General features: G+C 69.1%; 20 protein-coding genes. 17 read left to right on the top strand and 3 right to left on the bottom strand.

What is annotated here, in order from left to right:
• Window positions 1–3 precede the first annotated feature (3 nt).
• The 9 genes from AB0J16_RS52160 (at window position 4) to AB0J16_RS52120 (ending at window position 8,118) form a co-directional block, all read left to right on the top strand.
• Complete coding sequence (locus AB0J16_RS52160) at window positions 4–1,353, top strand: amino acid permease (protein ID WP_358554407.1); 1,350 nt, start codon at window positions 4–6, stop codon at window positions 1,351–1,353.
• Window positions 1,350–2,525 carry an arginine deiminase gene (locus AB0J16_RS52155; protein WP_358554404.1) on the top strand — a complete coding sequence of 392 codons (1,176 nt, stop codon included), beginning with the start codon at window positions 1,350–1,352 and terminating at the stop codon, window positions 2,523–2,525. Before AB0J16_RS52160 ends, AB0J16_RS52155 begins: the two co-directional genes overlap by 4 nt.
• Complete coding sequence (argF, locus tag AB0J16_RS52150) at window positions 2,522–3,451, top strand: ornithine carbamoyltransferase (protein WP_358554401.1); 930 nt, start codon at window positions 2,522–2,524, stop codon at window positions 3,449–3,451. The genes AB0J16_RS52155 and argF overlap by 4 nt, the downstream gene beginning before the upstream one ends.
• Window positions 3,448–4,464 carry a carbamate kinase gene (locus AB0J16_RS52145; protein ID WP_358554398.1) on the top strand — a complete coding sequence of 339 codons (1,017 nt, stop codon included), beginning with the start codon at window positions 3,448–3,450 and terminating at the stop codon, window positions 4,462–4,464. Before argF ends, AB0J16_RS52145 begins: the two co-directional genes overlap by 4 nt.
• A 24-nt stretch (window positions 4,465–4,488) precedes the next feature.
• Complete coding sequence (locus AB0J16_RS52140; protein ID WP_358554395.1) at window positions 4,489–4,803, top strand: hypothetical protein; 315 nt, start codon at window positions 4,489–4,491, stop codon at window positions 4,801–4,803.
• Complete coding sequence (locus AB0J16_RS52135) at window positions 4,800–5,639, top strand: universal stress protein (RefSeq protein WP_358554392.1); 840 nt, start codon at window positions 4,800–4,802, stop codon at window positions 5,637–5,639. The genes AB0J16_RS52140 and AB0J16_RS52135 overlap by 4 nt, the downstream gene beginning before the upstream one ends.
• A gap of 147 nt (window positions 5,640–5,786) precedes the next feature.
• Window positions 5,787–6,443, top strand: a complete 657-nt coding sequence (locus AB0J16_RS52130) for a CBS domain-containing protein (protein WP_358554389.1) — start codon at window positions 5,787–5,789, stop codon at window positions 6,441–6,443.
• Between the two features lie 9 nt (window positions 6,444–6,452).
• Window positions 6,453–7,385, top strand: coding sequence for a sigma-70 family RNA polymerase sigma factor (locus tag AB0J16_RS52125; protein ID WP_358554386.1), 933 nt, complete (start codon window positions 6,453–6,455; stop codon window positions 7,383–7,385).
• Between the two features lie 514 nt (window positions 7,386–7,899).
• On the top strand, window positions 7,900–8,118 hold the full coding sequence (locus tag AB0J16_RS52120) for a PLD nuclease N-terminal domain-containing protein (protein WP_358554383.1): 219 nt from the start codon (window positions 7,900–7,902) through the stop codon (window positions 8,116–8,118).
• Between the two features lie 388 nt (window positions 8,119–8,506).
• Here the strand turns inward: AB0J16_RS52120 and AB0J16_RS52115 are convergent, their stop codons facing one another.
• A complete protein-coding gene (locus AB0J16_RS52115; protein WP_358554380.1) occupies window positions 8,507–8,686 on the bottom strand; it encodes a hypothetical protein in 180 nt (59 codons plus the stop codon).
• 334 nt (window positions 8,687–9,020) lie between these two features.
• On the opposite strand from AB0J16_RS52115, the gene AB0J16_RS52110 reads away from it, so the two are divergent.
• The 4 genes from AB0J16_RS52110 to AB0J16_RS52095 all read left to right on the top strand — a co-directional run bounded on the left by AB0J16_RS52110 (window position 9,021) and on the right by AB0J16_RS52095 (window position 11,025).
• A complete protein-coding gene (locus AB0J16_RS52110) occupies window positions 9,021–9,179 on the top strand; it encodes a hypothetical protein (RefSeq protein ID WP_358554377.1) in 159 nt (52 codons plus the stop codon).
• Between the two features lie 19 nt (window positions 9,180–9,198).
• The gene (locus AB0J16_RS52105; protein ID WP_358554374.1) at window positions 9,199–9,441 is read left to right on the top strand and encodes a hypothetical protein; all 243 of its coding nucleotides are present in this window, start codon (window positions 9,199–9,201) and stop codon (window positions 9,439–9,441) included.
• A 288-nt stretch (window positions 9,442–9,729) separates the two neighbouring features.
• Window positions 9,730–10,755: a zinc-binding dehydrogenase gene (locus AB0J16_RS52100; protein WP_358554372.1), complete on the top strand. Its 1,026-nt coding sequence runs from the start codon at window positions 9,730–9,732 to the stop codon at window positions 10,753–10,755.
• Window positions 10,756–10,887: 132 nt separating this feature from the next.
• Window positions 10,888–11,025, top strand: coding sequence for a hypothetical protein (locus AB0J16_RS52095; protein ID WP_358554369.1), 138 nt, complete (start codon window positions 10,888–10,890; stop codon window positions 11,023–11,025).
• A 113-nt stretch (window positions 11,026–11,138) separates the two neighbouring features.
• On the opposite strand, the gene AB0J16_RS52090 is transcribed toward AB0J16_RS52095, so the two are convergent.
• Window positions 11,139–11,984: an AraC family transcriptional regulator gene (locus AB0J16_RS52090; RefSeq protein ID WP_358554366.1), complete on the bottom strand. Its 846-nt coding sequence runs from the start codon at window positions 11,982–11,984 to the stop codon at window positions 11,139–11,141.
• Between the two features lie 234 nt (window positions 11,985–12,218).
• Here AB0J16_RS52090 and AB0J16_RS52085 point away from each other — a divergent pair, with 234 nt between their 5' ends.
• The 4 genes from AB0J16_RS52085 (at window position 12,219) to AB0J16_RS52070 (ending at window position 14,841) form a co-directional block, all read left to right on the top strand.
• On the top strand, window positions 12,219–12,614 hold the full coding sequence (locus tag AB0J16_RS52085) for an MmcQ/YjbR family DNA-binding protein (protein ID WP_358554363.1): 396 nt from the start codon (window positions 12,219–12,221) through the stop codon (window positions 12,612–12,614).
• On the top strand, window positions 12,611–12,979 hold the full coding sequence (locus AB0J16_RS52080; protein WP_358554360.1) for an MmcQ/YjbR family DNA-binding protein: 369 nt from the start codon (window positions 12,611–12,613) through the stop codon (window positions 12,977–12,979). Before AB0J16_RS52085 ends, AB0J16_RS52080 begins: the two co-directional genes overlap by 4 nt.
• A 379-nt stretch (window positions 12,980–13,358) precedes the next feature.
• Complete coding sequence (locus AB0J16_RS52075) at window positions 13,359–14,114, top strand: SDR family oxidoreductase (protein WP_358554358.1); 756 nt, start codon at window positions 13,359–13,361, stop codon at window positions 14,112–14,114.
• 40 nt (window positions 14,115–14,154) lie between these two features.
• A complete protein-coding gene (locus tag AB0J16_RS52070; protein ID WP_358554355.1) occupies window positions 14,155–14,841 on the top strand; it encodes a TetR/AcrR family transcriptional regulator in 687 nt (228 codons plus the stop codon).
• 353 nt (window positions 14,842–15,194) lie between these two features.
• On the opposite strand, the gene AB0J16_RS52065 is transcribed toward AB0J16_RS52070, so the two are convergent.
• Window positions 15,195–15,827: a hypothetical protein gene (locus AB0J16_RS52065; protein WP_358554352.1), complete on the bottom strand. Its 633-nt coding sequence runs from the start codon at window positions 15,825–15,827 to the stop codon at window positions 15,195–15,197.
• Window positions 15,828–16,030: the final 203 nt, after the last annotated feature.

Genomic DNA, 16,030 nt, shown 5'->3' with positions numbered 1-16,030 from the left:
ACCATGCCCGTCACACCATTACCGCGACGCCGCAAGCTGGGTCCGTGGATGGCGACCGCACTGGTCGTCGGCAACATGATCGGCTCGGGCGTATTCCTTCTGCCCGCCTCCCTGGCCGCTTTCGGCAGCGCGAGCCTGCTGGCCTGGGCGCTCACCGCCGCCGGCGCGTTGCTGCTCGCCCTGGTCTTCGCGAGGCTCGGCCGCGCCTACCCCCAAACCGGCGGCCCCTACGCCTACGCCCGCCGTGCCTTTGGCGACTTCATCGGGTTCCAGACGGCCTGGGGGTACTGGATCGCGGTCTGGGTGGGCAACGCCGCCATCGCGGTGGCGTTCGTCAGCTACCTCGGCTACTTCTGGCCCGCGCTGACCGATACCGCGCTGACCGCCTCGGGGCTGGCACTGGCGGCCGTCTGGTTGCTGACCGCGGTCAACATCCGGGGCGTGCGGCAGGGCGGCTGGGTACAGCTCGTCACCACCGTCGCCAAGCTCCTGCCACTGATCGGCCTGGCCGTGGCCGCGCCCTTCTTCATCGAAAGCGGCGATTTCACTCCGTTCAACCCTAGCGACCAGGGCACCTTCGGAGCCGTCACGGCCGCCGCGGCGCTGACTCTGTGGGCGTTCATCGGCATCGAGTCGGCCACCGTGCCCGCCGAGGACGTCGAGAACCCCGAGCGGACGATCCCACGGGCCACCGTGATCGGCACGATCGTCTCCGCCGCCGTCTACATCCTGGGCACCGTCGCGGTGTTCGCCGCCGTGCCCCGCACCCTGCTCGCCCAGTCCACGGCGCCGTTCGCGGACGCCGCCGAGGCGATGTTCGGCGGCTGGGCCGGCACGGCGGTCGCGATCGGCGCGATCATCAGCGCGTTCGGCGCGCTCAACGGCTGGATCATGCTGCAGGGGCAGGTGCCGCTGGCGGCCGCCCGCGACGGGTTGTTCCCGCAGGTGTTCGCCAAGCTGTCGCGCTGGGGCACCCCGGCCGTCGGGCTGATCGTCTCCAGCGTCCTGGTCACCGCCCTGATGGTGCTCAACTACAACGCCGGCCTGGTCGAGCAGTTCAACTTCGTGATCCTGCTGGCCACCCTCACGACCTTGATCCCGTACGCGTACGCGGCGGCCGCGCAGCTCATGCTGGCACTCACCGACCGCGAGCACTTCTCCGGCAGGCGGCTGGCGGCCGACCTCACGATCGCGGGTCTGGCCTTCGCCTACGCGCTGTGGACGATCGCCGGATCGGGCTACGAGGTGGTCTACAAGGGGACGCTGCTGCTGCTCGCCGGTATCCCGGTCTACGTGTGGCTCAAGCACCGTGCCCACGACACCACGGTCCAGATCACTAGGAAGGCGGCATGACGGTGTTCCATGTCGACAGCGAGGTAGGCCGGTTACAGCAGGTCGTCCTGCACCGGCCCGGGTTGGAACTGAAGCGGCTGACCCCCACCAACTGCGATGAGCTGCTCTTCGACGACGTGCTGTGGGTGACGCGCGCCCGCCAGGAGCACGACGCCTTCGCCGACACCCTGCGCGAGCGCGGTGTCATCGTCCACCTGTTCGACGAACTGCTGGCCGAGACGCTCAAGCTGGATCAGGCCCGCGCGTGGGTGCTGGACCGCGTCGTCACCGAGGCCGCCTTTGGCCCCACCCTGGCGCCATCGCTGCGCGAGGCGCTGGAGGAGATGCCATCCGACGCTCTCGTACGGCACCTCATCGGCGGGCTCACCAGGCGCGAACTCGGCCTGCGCATCGACAGCCTGCGCCTGGCGGGGCTCAGCGAGGATGACTTCGTCCTGCCGCCGCTGCCCAACCACCTGTTCACCCGGGACGCCTCCGCCTGGATCTACGGCGGCGTGTCCCTGCACCCGATGGCCAAGCCGGCTCGCCGCCGGGAGACCACGCATGTGGCCGCCGTGTACGCCTTCCATCCATTGTTCGCCGGGAAGGCGCCGATCTGGTATCCGGCCGAGGCAGAGCAGCCGGCCACCATCGAGGGCGGCGACATCCACGTTGTCGGTGATGGCGCGGTCCTGGTGGGGATGAGCGAGCGCACCACGCCGCAGGCGATCGAGCTGCTGGCCCGCCGGCTGTTCGAGGCGGAGGCCGCCGAACGTGTCATCGTCGCCGCCCTGCCGAGGAAGCGGGCGTTCATGCACCTGGACACCGTGATGACCATGGTCGATCGCGGCGTCTTCGTGGCTTACCCGGAGCTGCCGCCGCTGCGCTCGTTCACTCTCACCCCCGGCTTGCGGGTACGCGAGAACGACGACCTGTTCAAGGCACTCGGCACGGTCAGTGTGTTGCGCGCGGAGCAGGACGTCTGGGCTGCCGAGCGCGAGCAGTGGGACGACGGCACCAATGTGCTGGCCATCGCCCCAGGCGTGGTCGTCGCCTACGAGCGCAACGTCACCACCAACACCATGCTCCGCAAGCACGGCATCGAGGTCATCACCATTCCCGGCGCCGAGCTGGGCCGGGGCCGGGGCGGCCCCCGGTGCATGAGCTGCCCCATCGAAAGGAGCCCGCTGTGAAGGACTTGCTGCGTGTCGCCGACCTGGCCTCGGACGACCTCGCCCACCTGCTCGACCGCGCCGAACACTTCGCACGCAAGCCCTTCGGCGGACACGAACTGCTCAGCGGCCGGACCGTGCTGCTGTACTTCGCCAAGCCGTCCACCCGCACACGCATCTCCGCCGAGACCGCCGTGGTCCGCCTCGGCGGGACGCCGCTCACCGTCGGACCGGCCGAGCTCCAGCTCGGCCGCGGCGAGACCATCGGCGACACCGCCCATGTCGTCAGCTCCTACGCCTCCGCCGTCGTCATCCGGACCTTCGCCGATGACGACGTGAGAGCCTTCGCCCGCTCGGCGCACGTCCCGGTGATCAACGCCCTCACCGACGGTCACCACCCGCTGCAGGCGCTCGCCGACCTCATGACGCTCCGCGCCCACGTCGGCGACCTGCGAGGACGCAAGATCGCCTACGTGGGCGCCGCCACCAACGTCACGCACAGCCTCATGGAGGCCGCCGCCCTGGCCGGGCTGTCCATGTCCGTCGCAACCCCTGCCGGGTACGCGCCCGACCCGGCCGTCGAAGCCGTGGCCAGGAAGCTGTCCACCGGTGGGGAACTGCTGCTCACCGACGATCCCCGTGAAGCGGTCGTGGGCGCGGACGCCGTCTACACCGACGTGTGGCTGTCCATGGGCGATGCGGCGGAGGAGAAGGCGGCGCGCGTCACCGCGCTTACCCCATACCAGGTCACCGCCGGCCTGATGGCCGTCGCCCGCCCCGGCGCGATTTTCCTGCACTGCCTGCCGGCCCACCGCGGCGAGGAGGTCACGGCGGAGGTGATCGACGGCCCCACGTCCCAGGTGTTCCATCAGGCGGCCAACCGGCTGCCCACGGCGCAGGCCGTACTGGAGGCGCTGCTCACCCGTACCCTGGCGGGAGCCCTATGAGGATCGTCATCGCGCTCGGTGGGAACGCGCTGCTGCACCGCGGCGAACGTGCCGACGCCGCGACGCAGCTCCGCAATGTCGCGACCGCCGCCGAGCAGATAGCCCGCGTGGCCGCACGCCACCAGGTCCTCATCGTGCACGGAAACGGCCCCCAGGTGGGGCTGCTGGCCGAGGAGAGCGAGCGCGACCCCACGCTGGAGCGCGGCTACCCCCTGGACACCCTGGTGGCAGAGACGCAGGGCATGATCGGCTACTGGCTGGCGCGCGGCGTCGGCCGCCGCCTGCCCGACACTCATGTGGCCGCGCTCATCACCCAGGTACGCGTGGACGCCGCCGATCCGGCCTTCGACCGTCCCGAGAAGCCTATTGGCCCGTACTATCCGGCCGCCGAGGCCGAGCGGTTGGCAGGACAGCGCGGCTGGACCTTTACCCAGGACCGGCACGGCATGCGGCGCGTCGTCCCCTCGCCACGGCCCGTCGGGATCGTCGAGTTGCCGATCATCCGGCGCCTGCTGGACGACGGTTGCCTGGTGATCGCGGGCGGGGGAGGCGGGGCGCCCGTCACGGCCGACCAGATGGGAGTGGAAGGCGTCGTGGACAAGGACCTGGTCGCCGCGCTCCTCGCCGAGCAGGTCGGGGCCGATCTGCTGGCCGTCCTCACCGACGTGCCCTACGTGTACGCCGAGTACGGAACGCCCCGTGAGCATCCCATCGTGCACGCCGCGCCTGACGAACTGGACGCCGGATCGTTCGCGGCCGGCTCCATGCGGCCGAAGATCAACGCTGTCTGCGCGTTCAGCAGTGCCACCGGACGACCCTCGGTCATCGGCGACCTCGACGAACTGGAGGCGGTCGTGACCGGCGCTCGCGGCACCCGGATCCAGCCAGGACCTGCTCAATTCCACACCGGAGGCCCGAAATCCCCTGAGACGACAGACCCGCCGAGCGGCATGGCCCGTCCAGGAGACGGTGAAAGGGGGGCGATCAGGCGGAGGGCACGAGGAGGGATCTAACCAGGCGTGGCGTGCTGCCGTGGAATGGTGACCGTCGGTGCGGTCGTCATTAGCGCGGCCGTGGTGCTCGCGCCGACCCCCTTCAAGGTCCGCCCGGAGGCGGACGCCGTCGGACGCGTGCCCGATACCGGTGCCGATGGTCATGACATCGGCGCCGGCTGCCTGCGCTCGGGGGCGGGGCCGACAGTTCTCCTGCTCGCCGGCACCACGCTGATCCTCATCGGTGTCCGCCTGGCCGACAAACAGGGTCTTTCGGGTTCTGTCCGACGGACTTCCGGCCCTGCGACGACGCTCTGCGAGCGAGTCCGATGGAAGGTGACGAAGGAGGAAAAATCATGATCATAGTAGGGGTGGACGGCTCAGTGACCGCGCGGGCCGCGGTGGAGTGGGCGGCCAACGACGCCTTCCGGATGAGAGAGCCGCTGCGGATCGTGCACGCCGTGAACCGCTCGCCGTACCAGATCGGCAGGTTCCCCAACGCCGCGCTGCCTGACACGCTGCTGCGCGAGGGACAGCGGATCCTGCGCGAAGCGCTGGCTCTGGCTCACGAGCGCCAGCCTGAGGTCGAGGTCACGACGGAGGACATCGAGGGCGCGCCCGCTGAGGTGCTGCGCGAGCAGGCCAAGGAGGCGAGCGAGATCGTGCTCGGCAGCCGCAGGCTCGGCGGGTTCGCCGGAGCGCTGCTGGGTTCGGTCAGCACGCATGTGGCCGGCCATGTGCATGGCCCGGTCGTGGTCGTTCGCGGCGATCATCAGCCGGTCCACGGGGAGATCGTGGTCGGCGTGGACGACTCGCCCGGGTGCGAGCCCGCGCTGGCCTACGCCTTCCGGCAGGCCGGGCTGCGCGGAGCCGTGCTGAGGGTGGTGCACGTCTGGCAGCCGGTGCATGCGTTCGCGCCTGGGGTGCCGTACGAGATGGATGAGGTTCGCACCGTGCGGCACCAGGTCGTCCGTGACCGGCTGGGAACCTTCAAGAAGGACTACCCGCAGGTGACGGTCATTGAGGACGTCCAGCCGGCGCCGCCGGTGGAAGCCCTCACCGACGCGTCCGCCCGAGCCGATCTGCTGGTGGTGGGCTCGCACGGCCACGGCGCGACGGGCGCGCTGCTGCTCGGCTCGGTCAGCCGCGGCGTCCTGCACCACGCCCGCTGCCCGGTGGCGGTGGTACGCGCATAGAGGCCCTCCGCCGACGGGGAGGTCGACCCTCAACCCGTGGTATCCGCGCCTAGCAGGGACCAAAGGCTCTGCGACGAGGGACGTTCGCCCATGCCGCCCATGGCCGCCCAAAGCGCATCGTTGCGGGAGAGAGATGAGGAGGCCACCATGTCCATCAAGGTCAGGGACATCATGAGGAACGTCGCCATCGCGGTTCGGGAGGACGCGTCGTTCGCCGAGATCGTACGTACGATGCGCCGGTACACCCTGGGGGCGGTCAGCGTGATCGATGCCGATGGCCGTCCTGTGGGGGTCGTTTCCGAAGACGACCTGTTGCTCAAGGAGACGGGCCCGGTACGGCACAGTGCCTCGATCTTCGACGGCCGTAAGCGGCGTGCGGAGCAGGAGAAGGCGGCCGCGATCACCGCGTCGGCGCTCATGAGCACGCCCGCGATCACGGTGACCCCGGGAACCCCGGTTCGTGAGGCGGCGCGGCTGATGCACGACAAGCGGATCAAGCAGCTGCCGGTGATCGACGTCGTCACCGGGCGCATCACCGGCACCTTGCACCGATCAGACGTGCTGCGCGTCTTCAGCCGTTCGACGGGCGAGCTGGAGAGAGAGATCAGGGCCGTGATCGGTGACCTGAGGTCGGTGTCGGCAGGCGTCTCCGGTGGTGTGGTGCGGCTCAGCGGCCGGGTGACTCGCGGCTCCGAGGCCATCCGGTTGGTGGAGGAGATCCGCCGGGTGGAGGGCGTGATCGACGTCGTCTCGGAGCTGACCTACGACAGGGCCAACCTTGTCGCCGTCCCGCCGCTGCTGTAGGGAGCCGGCATGGAAGCCACGACCATGGTTACCGATCAACAACCCGAGTCGTACCACCTTGACCAGATGGGCGACTACCTGGCCCGGATCGGCCGTACGCCGTTGCTGACGGCCGAACAGGAGGTGGAGCTGGCCAAGCGGATGGAGGCCGGCGTCTACGCCGCCCACCTGATCGGTCAAGGAGCCACGAAGCCTGAGCTGGAGGCTCTTGCCGCAGACGGGAGGGTGGCCAGGGAACACATGATCAAGGCCAATCTGCGGCTGGTGGTGTCGGTGGCCAAGCGGTACACGCACCGCGGGCTGCCGCTGGCAGATGTGATCCAGGACGGCAACCTCGGGCTGATCGAGGCCGTCCAGCGCTTCGACCACGCCCGCGGCAACCGGTTCTCCACAGTGGCCGTCTGGTGGATCCGCAAGGCCATCCAACGAGGGCTGGAGCAGGCCCCTACGGTGCGGTTGCCGATCGGGACGAGGGACCAGCTCGCCAAGATCGCCCGCGCGGAGATGGCGATCACGCATCGGCTCGGCCGCACGCCCACGGAACGCGAACTGGCCGAGGAGACGGGACAGGAGCCGGCGAAGCTTGTCACCTTGCGAAGGCTGCCGCGAGAATGCGTCAGCCTGGACACGGTGGTGGGGGAGGGGCCGCACCGCTCAACGCTGGGCGAGCTGCTGGAGGACGTTCAGAGCCTGCCCGCTGAGCAGCTTGTCGAGCGCAAAGCGCTGACGGAGGTACTCACGTCGCTCATCAACGGGCTGGCTCCACGGCAGGCACTGGTCATGCGGCTACGGTTCGGCCTGGCCGGGTACGCCCCGCACACGCCCCGGCAGATCGCCGGCCAGATGGGGCTGACTCCGCACTGGGTGCGTCAGCTGGAGAAGGAGTCGCTGGCCTGGATGCGGCGCCACGGTAGCGAGGGATTGCAGGCATGGGCATCGTGACCCGCCTCGGGGCAGGTTGCGGCAGGAGTTTCGCGACAGGAGTTTCGCGACAGGAGTTTAGCGGCAGGAGTTTTCCAGGTAGGTGGGACATGACACACGACGCACATCGACCTGGACGCTGGCATCGGTGGCTGTATCGAGGCGGCCGGCCGAACCGCCTTGCGCGGGTGATGGGGGAGCGTTACCTGGTTGCGATGCCGGGCCAGAACGCAAACTGGGTGCGCGACCTCCACGCCGTTCAGGGTCGGGCGGTGCTGCGACACGCCCGCCGCGAGAGAGTGCGCCTCGACGAGGTCGAGCCCGGTCTGCGCGCGATCCGCTTGGCACACTGATCGCGTTATCGATGGCGGCCCGGGGGCGCCCTGCTCTGGCCGATCACGCAGTGAGAGCGGCAGTGGAACCTGCGGCGACGGTGGCCAAAGGCCTCTGATCCCGGGCCCTTCGGCCTGGGGCGACCGGCAGGGAGCCTGACAGGCTCCTGGTGGAGGTAACGCCGAGAGAAGGGACAGGGCCGATGCGCTGGAACGAGCTCTCCGAGCGGCAGCGGGGCCTGCTGTTGGTGGCTGTGTCAGCAGAGTTCGCGTTGACCGCGACGGCGGCGGTAGACCTGTGGTTCCGGCCGCGGGAGGAGGTACGGGGACGTAAGGAGTTGTGGTGGCTGGGCATCTTCGTCCAGCCGATCGGACCTATCGCCTACCTGATGTGCGGGCGGCGGTTCCAGTGTGGGCGCTAGGCCGGCTGCGGACCCGGCTGGTCAACCCGATCGTCGCATGGGTACTGCGGACCCCGTTATACAACCTGCTGTCGCGATGGGTAGCGCTCGCGGAGGTCACCGGCCCCGCAGGAGTGGCGCGAGGTTGTTCGTGCCGGTCCAGTACAGCCAGGAGGGGGACACGCTCACGGTGATCAGCCGCGGCTCCCGACTGTGGTGGCGCAACCTCGCGCTCGGCGCGTTCGCGGCGGTGACCACGCCGTGGCCAACAGCTGTAGGACGACGGGGGACAGTTCCTCGTCGTGCAAACGCGAGAACGCGTGCCGTGCACAGGGCGCCGAACGCTCGGCACTCGCCGTACGACGACCGGCCGGGCGGCATGGCGCCCTTCGGGTCGGGCTCGGTGCGCTCAGGCGCTCGGAGCCGCGCTGGCTGACGCGGGGTGCAGGTTCTCCACGATCCGGACGAGCGTAAGGTTTGCCGCGGTCAGCGTCCGGACCAGCTCCTCCAGCTTCTCGACTCGCCTCTTCAACGACAGCAGTTCGACGTCGAGCGCCGACGATTCCATGACCATTCGACCGCCGATCATGATCGGCTCACCTCCATAAGACGGTACAAGGACATGGTGGGCGCCCGCAGCCGTTGCGCGACAGGGGGTCCCGGTAGTAATGAAGAAATTTCCAACGAAGTAGCCTCTGACCTGCAGTTATGCTGAGCCCTGTGCGCTAATGTCTCGATTCGCTTACGGGTGGTGGAGGCCTGGTGAAAATCTGGGTCGAAGTGCCTGACCTGTACGGATGTACGGTCCTGTGACCGCCGCCGTATCGCGATCCCCGGGCTGCCCTTGCCGAAGACTTTGACCATGACGTTCCTGCGGTCTGCTCAGTGCTGGATACGGCTCCGGCATGAGCAAGCACACACCGATGGACAAGGAAGCCGCCGCCCGGATCCAGTCGGCCGCGGCGAAGAACCCCGGCAGCGATACAGCTCAAGAGGAGTTCGATCGCCGGGCGGAGTCGGCCGATGATCGAAATGCGGTGCGCGATGACGACGGCGAGTCCACTACGCCGGGGAGCGCGTGACCGGACCGCAGGCGAGCCCATGACGATGACCTTCCGGCCTGCGCTCGGCCAGCTCTACGATCCGATGCGCGGGCAATTGCCTGAGGCGGCGTCCTGGCGGCTGTCGCCCCAGGATGTGGAGCTGCTCATCGCGGTGCCCGAGCCGACGGCCGAGGAGGTGGCGGCCACGCACGGCCAGGCCGTGCGGGCCCGGTTCGCCGTCATCGAGCGGCCGAACATGCTGGCGCTTCGGCACCGGCGGCTGGGGGTTGCAGCCGCGTAGGCCGTCCGGCAGGACGATCTGGACCTCTACCCGCCCGGACTTCCTGCCCGTGAGAGGTTTCCCATCCACGTCTACCTCGCTGACTCCCGCTCCGGGCGCGTCCGTGCGCACGGTCTGACGTCCTGGCCGCCCGAGTTCGCCGCCCAGGTGCAGGGGGCGATCGAAGACACTCGAAGGCAAGCCGGTCGTTCTCCCCCACCACCAGCTCGCCGTCGAGCGCGGTGGCGTCGGGCAGGCGCATGTTCTCTGGAGTAAGAGGTGTGACGTGAGGCGGAGTTCGATGACTCGGTGCAGCTCAGCGCCGGTGTCGTCGACGATATCCGGCACAACAGGTGTGAGGCCGTCGTCGTCACCCGGCCCGGCGGCCTCGACGCACTCGAGATCCAGGACGTGCCGGTGCCCGTACGCAATCCCGGCTGGGTGCGGATCAGGGTGAAGGCGTTCGGCGTCAACGAGTCCGAGGTCACCACCCGCAAGGGCGAGTCGGACGCGGTGGTCACCTACCCGCGTGTGCCCGGCATCGAGGGCGTCGGCGTGGTCGATGACGTCGACGAGAACAGTTCGCTGAGGCCGGGACAGCAGGTGGCCACGATGATGGGCGGCATGGGCCGCTCGTACGACGGCGCGTACGCCCAGTACGTGACCGTCCCCGCGGCGCAGGTCATCCCGTTTGAGACCGGCCTGCCGTGGGAGGTCGTCGGTGCGCTTCCGGAGATGTTCCAGACCGCCTACGGATCGCTGACCACCGGACTGGACCTCAAGGCCGGGCAGACGCTGCTGATCCGCGGCGGCACCTCCACGGTCGGGCTGAGCGCGGCCACAATCGCGAAGGACCTCGGAGCCACCGTGCTGTCCACCACCCGCAGCCCGGAAAGGGCCGGGGGACTGCGGGCCGCGGGCGTCGACCATCCCCTCGTCGACAGCGGCACGATCGCCGACCAGGTGAGCGAGCTGATGCCGGAGGGTGTCGATGCCGTACTGGAGCTGGTGGGCTGCTCGGTCCTCGCCGACACCCTCCGCACCGTCCGCCGGCACGGCACGGTCTGCTTCACCGGAGCCCTGGCGGGCCAGTGGACGATCCCCGATTTCACCCCGTTCATGATCCCCAACGGAGTGCGGCTGACGTCCTACGGCGGTCAGGCCGCCGACCTCCCGGCCGACGTCTTCGCCCGCCAGCTCCAGGCCATCGCCGCAGGGCGTCTCAAAGTCCCGGTCGCGAATGTCTACCACGGCCTGGAACAGGTCCGTGACGCCCAGGCCGACGTCGAGTCCGGCACCACGCCGGGCAAGCACGTCGTCGTCCTGGACGACTGAGACCTGGACGACTGAGACCTGGGCGACTGAGACCTGGGCGACTGAGAAACGACAACCAACCACCCACGATGCGCGACGGTCGACAACGGCGGGCCACAGCATCCGTAAAAGGAACTGGCAGAGGAACTGATCGTGGGACGCGACAAGGTCATCGCACACCTCGAGTCGATCTACTCGAACTCACACATCGTGCGCAGTGAGTACCTCAACCCGGCGGCGAGCGTCGCCGACAGCGGCGACTTCGCGGTCCTGGCCTTGCCGATCTCGTAGGTCATCCTCGGCGAAACCAACTCGGGGGCTGATGCCTTCAAGAAGTACGACGGCACGGTCGACGTCACCATCGAGGCCATCGACTGAGACCCGGCCGGAAACCACCGAGATCGTCAACCAAGGAGAGGAGGGGGGACGGGCGTGGCCTCGCCGGCCGCGAAGGCGGCCGGGGTGAGACCGGTGCGGTCGCGGAAGAAGCGGCCGAAGTTCGCGGGATCGGTGAAGCCGAGGTGGACGGCCACAGCCCGGGCATCCCACCGGGCACCTCCCAGCAGGCGCCGGGCTTCCAGGAGGCGCCGCTCGTCGATGAGCTCGCGTACTCCCTTGCCGGTGACGTCCCGGGCGGCGCGGCTGAGAGTGCGGACCGAGCAGCCGAGCAACTCGGCGTAGTCCGCGGCTTGGTGCAGCTCGCGAAAGTGCAGCTCCAAGACGTCCAGGAAGCGCCCGTACCTGTCGGCGCGGCCGGTGCCGGCCGTAGCCGTGCCGATGGGGGCGATGCCCGGGGAGTTAGCCAGGCGCAGCAGCAGCGATTCGAGCAGGCTGCGCCGCAGGGCGTGGTGGATGTCGAGGGGGCGGCGCCCCAGTGCGCAGTGTTCGTCCAGGAGCTGGAGTGCCGTCTGTTGGAGCCAGGCGGTGTCGTCGGGGTGCGGGCTGAGCACGGCAGGGGCCTCGTGCGCGGTGAGCGGGGCCAGGAGACGGGCGAGGTCGGGCCGCAGCACGTCCGGTTCGAACAGGATGAACGGGCCGCGGGCCGCGCCGGGCGGATGCCAGCGCTGCGCGTGCCCGGGACGCACCCACAGCCACTGGCCGGGGGCGACGGTCCGCGTGACGTAGTCGACGTCGTGCCGCAGCTCACCCTCGATGATCGCGATGAGGTAGTGGAAGGTGGCACGGCCCGGACGGGGCGGGTTCCACGGCCAGTCGTCATGCTGGGCGAAGAAGTCCTCGACGGTAGTCACCTCAAGGCCGTAGGGAGTACCGACCGGGGGCTGGAAACCGTACAGCGGAACCGCAGCTGGTCCGGCCTGCCTGCTCGGGCCGGAGTGTCGCTTGTCGACCATCACGTGTCCGCAGCCTACCGCCCTTCCAGTCGGCTTCGACGGAAGGATGGGATGTGCCACCGCGCCCGCGCGGCGCGCCCTGCGCCTCCTTCGATGCCACAGTCCGTCACCACCTGAGAAGGCTCACCACCCATGAACGGATCGGCCCTGCACAAGACCGCCGCCGACTGCGCGGAGGAACTCCCCGGAGCCCAGCTGGAGCACCCCTTCGGCCCCGCCTGGGAGGTCTACAAGGTACGCGGCAAGGTGTTCATGCTGATGACCGAAGTCCCGGGGCGTCCCGTCGTGATCCTCAAGGCGGACCCCGGCGAGGCCCACGCCTTGCGAGAGCAATACAGCCACATCACCCCCGGCTACCACATGAACAAGAAGCACTGGATCACCCTGGAGAGCGGAGAAGGCGTCGACAATGAGCTCGTCAGGGAGCTCGTCACCGACTCCTACCGGCTCGTCGTCGCCCACCTGCCCAAGGCCGAGCAGCCCGTCGACCCGCACACCTACGGCACCGGCGCACGGGCGGCCCGGTGAACGCGGCCGGTGACCGGTTCCAGGACACCGCCCGCCAGGCGGCCCTGGCCCTCCCCGACGTCAGCCACGGCTACCCCTTCACCCTGGGACTCGACGTGTACAAGGTCGCGGGCAAGGTGTTCCTGATCGTCACCGACGACCCGGACGAACAGATCATCACGGTCAGGTGCGAACCCGAACACGCCCGCGCGCAAGAACGCGGCTACGCCTCGATCACGCCGGGCCGCTACCTCGACAAACGCCGCTGGATCTCACTGGGGCCGGGACCCGGCATCACCGAGCGGCTGATCACCGACGCGGTCGAGGATTCCTACGACCTGGTCGCCGAGCGGCTGCCGCGACGCGACCGCCCCGGTGCCCGATGAGCGCCGCGAGCTTCCCCGCGAACGGCTGAGCGCTCGCTCGTCAGCGTCCCGTGCAAGGGCTCGCCCCGTCCGCACGCGCCCGCCTGCGATCCCTCCTGGCCGCGGGCGCCGCTGCTGGGCCCGCGTGGTCGCCCCGCAGCGCCTCAGCTCCACCATCCTGCGGGGCCGCCCGGCGTCGGGAAGACCTCCATCGTCCGGCTCCTCGCCGACGGCAGCGACATGGCCTTCGAGCCGGTGTCGCCCACCTTCTCCGGCGTGGCCGAACCGCCCCAGGCCGCCGATGGTAAGTTGATCGACTTGCCTTAAGGACGGTGCGGGAGTTACCTTCAGGGTGGTGAGTTCATCGACTTACCTTACGACTCGGCAAGGAACAATCAACGTGAATCGTCTTGCGGGCAAGCGCGCCCTTATCACCGGCGGCACGAGTGGGATCGGTCTGGAGACCGCGCGGCGTTTTGTCGCGGAGGGGGCCGATGTGCTGGTCACAGGCGTAACCCCGGCCAGCATCGACAAGGCGCGGCAGATCCTTGGGGACAAGGTGCCGGTGGTGCAGGCCGATGCGCGCGATCTCGATGCGCAGCGCGGCCTGGCGGAGCGGGTGCGTGAGCAGTTCGGGGAGCTGGACGTGGCGTTCCTGAACGCCGGCGTCTCGGACTGGCGGCCGTTCGAGGACCACACGGAGGGCAGCTACGACCGGCTCTTCGACATCAACGTCAAGAGCGTCTTCTTTCTCACACAGGCCCTGGTACCCGTGCTGGCCAACCCGTCCTCGGTCATCCTCAACGCGTCCAACAGCGCGCACGGCGGCTATGGTCAGTCGAACGCCTACGCCGCGACGAAGGCGGCTGTCGGCTCCCTGATGCGGTCGTGGAACGCGGACCTGCTCAGGTCGCACGGCATCCGGTTCAACGCGGTCAGCCCCGGCCCGGTGGACACCCCGCTGTATTCCAAGCTCGGGATCGAGGACCCCGCGCAGCAGACGGCGGTTCTGGAGGCGATCAGCTCCGGCATCCCGCTGGGTCGCATGGGTATGCCCGAGGAGGTCGCGGAAGCCGTCGTGTACCTGGCCTCCGATGTCTCCGCCTTCGCTGTGGGCCAGGACCTTATCCTGGACGGCGGCCAGACCGTCCTCTGACAGCGAGGATGCGGCTGGGAGACGGGCGAGGGGCGTGGGTATGTCGGTGGCGGACCGAGCGGAAACCGGTGGCGATACGTGCCAGGCCGGGTATCACGCGCAGATCAAAGCGGAGAACCGCGCGCGCATCATTCGCGCCGCCCGCGACCTCTTCCTCGCCCGGGGATACGACAAGACCTCCCTGGCCCAGATCGCCAGGGAGGCCCGCGTCTCCACCGGCACCCTCTTCAAGCGGTACCCCTCCAAGGCTGCGCTGTTCGCGGCCGTCACCTCCGAGCAGTGGCAGCTGGATGTGCAGTACGCCGAACCGCCCCCGCCCGGTGATCCCCGGTACGGTCTGGACCACATCGGCCGTGACTACGCTTGCTTGGTCTCGCGGCCCGGCACGGCGGCGCTGTGCCGCCTCATCATCACCGAACTTCCCCAGATGCCGGAACTCGCCGACATCGTCGGCACCGGCTTCGCCATCGACCGCGGACCCTTCTTCGACCGGCTCCGCGACTACCTGGACGCCGAAGCGCAGGCAGGCACACTCGACTTCCGTTCGGCCGACGGACAGACGCAGCCGGCATCCGCGGTGGCCGAGCAGTTCCTCGGCATGATCTGCGGCCAGCTCCTGTGGCCTCAACTCGTACGGACCGACTTCGTCCCGCCCGACCCCGCCGACACCACGATCGTGGACGAAGCCGTCGCCCTCATGCTCACCCGCTATCGCACCGGATCCTGAACCCCGGACTACCAGTTCACGCGGCCAGGACCTCGATACGTCGCCCTACCGGGACAGGTGCAGGTATGGATGACTCGACCGACAACGAATACGCGCGAGCGCGACCGGTCCTTCCAGTAACCAACAGCGGCCGACGGCTGAGCTGGGACCGTGGTCTCCCGGTACTGCTGGCGTGCGGCCCCGGCGTTGCGCTCGGTGGCGCCTCTTGGCAGCGAGTGGTCGTGCTTCACCCGTGGGTGCAAGCGTTCGCTCAAAGTCTTCGGACAACGCTCCCTGGCAGCCTGCGAGTCATGGCCACCCTGACGGCATGAGGCGTGCCACCTGGTGTCGCAAGCTGCCTTCGGGGGTTGAGCTCAGCGGGGACGACGGCGCTGGACGGGGTCGGCTTCGGCGGTGATGCGGGCGGAGGTCTCCTCGCCGAGTTGTACGTAGCGGCCGAGGCTGGCCAGGTGCAGGTGGCGGCTCTTGGCCTGTAGTTCGGGCGCGGTGCGGCCGGCTTGCGCGAGATGCTGCAGTGCCGAGTGACGGAGCTGGTGCAGAGTCCATCCCTGGCGGTGCGGGTCGAGCTGGGCTGTGGCGGTCTTGAACAGGTATTCGGCGCGCGGGTAGGACGGCCGGCCCCGGCCGGTGACGGGGCAGACATCGCCGGTTGCGGGCGCCCGGCAGCCGGAGGTGGGGGCACGCCGGTCAGCCAGGAACACCGGCCCGGCGGTGCGGCCGGTCAGCAGGCGGGGCAGGATCCGGGCGGCCGGGATGGCCCGATCACCGCGGCGGGCGGGCTTGCGACGCTCCAGCCGCCGGGCCGGGTTGGTGACCAGGAATTCCTGGCGCTGGGCCCAGGTGGTGAAGGAGACCAGCGCGGACAGGTGCCGGTTCCAGGTGGCGGCGGCCGCGCTCTTCCACTGGTCCATCACCGCAGCGTACTGCTCGGGCGTGACGACGGTCGCGGGGCCGGTCGGCGGGCCGGGGAAGGCGACGACGGACACGGGCGACCTCCTCCAGGGCGATGTGACACATAATGTAGCCGAGTCGCCGTCGTGGCGGCGGATGCCGAGCTGGGCGGACATGGTACGCCAAGGGCCGGTGTGACAGATAATGCAAGTTCTGTTTCACAGCCCCGATCACCTAGTCATATGCATGAGGAATAAGTTCTTGCGTTCATCGTAATTCCATGCGACTACTGTACTTA

It is taken from the genome of Nonomuraea sp. NPDC049750, assembly GCF_040659625.1.
In the GTDB taxonomy this organism is placed as follows: Bacteria; Actinomycetota; Actinomycetes; order Streptosporangiales; family Streptosporangiaceae; genus Nonomuraea.
Note: the sequence above shows the minus strand (reverse complement) of the source record. Positions and strands in the feature narration are given on the sequence as shown.

Excerpts from the sequence above, each read along its gene's own strand:
- AB0J16_RS52160 (WP_358554407.1), top strand. The coding sequence starts at position 4 with ATGCCCGTCACACCATTACCGCGACGCCGCAAGCTGGGTCCGTGGATG.
- AB0J16_RS52155 (WP_358554404.1), top strand. The coding sequence starts at position 1,350 with ATGACGGTGTTCCATGTCGACAGCGAGGTAGGCCGGTTACAGCAGGTC.
- AB0J16_RS52145 (WP_358554398.1), top strand. The coding sequence starts at position 3,448 with ATGAGGATCGTCATCGCGCTCGGTGGGAACGCGCTGCTGCACCGCGGC.
- AB0J16_RS52140 (WP_358554395.1), top strand. The coding sequence starts at position 4,489 with ATGGTGACCGTCGGTGCGGTCGTCATTAGCGCGGCCGTGGTGCTCGCG.
- AB0J16_RS52135 (WP_358554392.1), top strand. The coding sequence starts at position 4,800 with ATGATCATAGTAGGGGTGGACGGCTCAGTGACCGCGCGGGCCGCGGTG.
- AB0J16_RS52130 (WP_358554389.1), top strand. The coding sequence starts at position 5,787 with ATGTCCATCAAGGTCAGGGACATCATGAGGAACGTCGCCATCGCGGTT.
- AB0J16_RS52125 (WP_358554386.1), top strand. The coding sequence starts at position 6,453 with ATGGAAGCCACGACCATGGTTACCGATCAACAACCCGAGTCGTACCAC.
- AB0J16_RS52120 (WP_358554383.1), top strand. The coding sequence starts at position 7,900 with ATGCGCTGGAACGAGCTCTCCGAGCGGCAGCGGGGCCTGCTGTTGGTG.
- AB0J16_RS52115 (WP_358554380.1), bottom strand. The coding sequence starts at position 8,686 with ATGATCGGCGGTCGAATGGTCATGGAATCGTCGGCGCTCGACGTCGAA.
- AB0J16_RS52110 (WP_358554377.1), top strand. The coding sequence starts at position 9,021 with ATGGACAAGGAAGCCGCCGCCCGGATCCAGTCGGCCGCGGCGAAGAAC.
- AB0J16_RS52105 (WP_358554374.1), top strand. The coding sequence starts at position 9,199 with ATGACGATGACCTTCCGGCCTGCGCTCGGCCAGCTCTACGATCCGATG.
- AB0J16_RS52085 (WP_358554363.1), top strand. The coding sequence starts at position 12,219 with ATGAACGGATCGGCCCTGCACAAGACCGCCGCCGACTGCGCGGAGGAA.
- AB0J16_RS52070 (WP_358554355.1), top strand. The coding sequence starts at position 14,155 with ATGTCGGTGGCGGACCGAGCGGAAACCGGTGGCGATACGTGCCAGGCC.